Raw genomic sequence first — 1,338 nt, forward strand, 5'->3', positions numbered from 1 at the left:
TTGCTGATGACGGCATTGTCCTGGGTGACGACATAGGTTCCGGTATAGACCTGGAGCTTGCTTCCCGAGGCGACGCCGGTATTGGTGTCGTCGGGATAGGTTGTTGCCGCCGCCGCCGCAGCGGCAGTCGGGGCGCTCAAGGCAGCGCTGGCGCTCGTTTCCAAGGATGCGGCCGCATTCGCTGCATGGGCGGTCGTGTTATGAGTGCTGGCATCGGCATGAACATGGGCGGCCTTGATCTGCAGATCAGATGCGTTCGTTGCGCTGCTGGTGTCGAGCGTCGAACTTGCCGTCCCGGTTACGACAGCGTCGCCATGACGCCGATGGATGTGATTTGCGGAGAGATCCGCGGCATCCCGGAAAACCTCGTCCGAGCTGTTCGTGCCGCCGATGATGTCGTTCGTCGAAGCCCTCGCTTCGGTCCAATCGTCCCGTTTCAGGACTGCATCGCTGAAGAGCCGTGGCTCTGCGCTAAAGGTTGATGCCTCCGATATATCGGTACTGACACCGTGAAATTGGCTTCTCAAGGTTTCATCCGCCTTTCTCCCAGCCGATATCCGCCGCTCTCGACACAGGTTCGAGAGCCACAGAATAGCAATCCGGGGTTACTGCTTTCGTGGTAGGTCACCGCCGCCTTGTGGGGTCCGTAAGTCAGTTTTATCTGGATGGCAACGCAGGCTCTCCGCCGAAAAGCCCTTGCCAAAACAGCCCCATTGTCACCACAAATCGCATAAAAACCTTGTGCGGAACTTGAAAATATTGAATTAATTCCGAGTTGCCTTATTTTTGTATTTATACTACTTAGGCATGGAATGTTTTGATATACGTTTACTGAGGCTGCTAATTTAGCGCTTGAAATCGTTAGCAAAAAAAGAATGTGGCGGCAGCCTGTTTTGCTTGATGTTCGCTAACCGTTCGGATTTCGTATTTTTTTGTAAATTTATTGCATTTTTCCACTAAAAAAGGCCTTGGTTTACGAGCTGGCGGTGCCCGTTTGGCCATGAATCAGGGGCGATTCGAGAGATTTTCGCGGCTTTTTTCCATCGAATCACACGTGATTTTTCAGTGATTCGATGATTGTGAACGCGTGTTTCTCGGCTATCGATCAGCTCGGATCTCTCGGAAGCCCAGTTCTCCAGAGGGATGGAGACATTGCCCGGGCATACCTCAAAAGGCGTATTGGCGCGCSCCGTCACCGGCGAATGACGGCATTGAACCGCAAAGCCTGCCTGCTAGCATTCACACTTGCGGATCGCGCTCCAGCCTTCGCGCTGCTCGCCGGCCTTCCGCATAGACTGATAGGGATGCCGTCCTGCGATCGGCAGCAAGGAGTTGGAG

1 protein-coding gene is annotated in these 1,338 nt (G+C 54.1%); it reads right to left on the minus strand.

Features of this window, described 5'->3' with window-relative positions; translation table 11 throughout:
- Positions 1 to 527, minus strand: a 527-nt coding sequence (locus AC1DYF_RS40260; protein WP_477884528.1) for a hypothetical protein, incomplete at its 3' end; no start/stop codon positions are given.
- Positions 528 to 1,338: the final 811 nt, after the last annotated feature.

The organism is Rhizobium sp. P2_G9 (genome assembly GCF_056403475.1).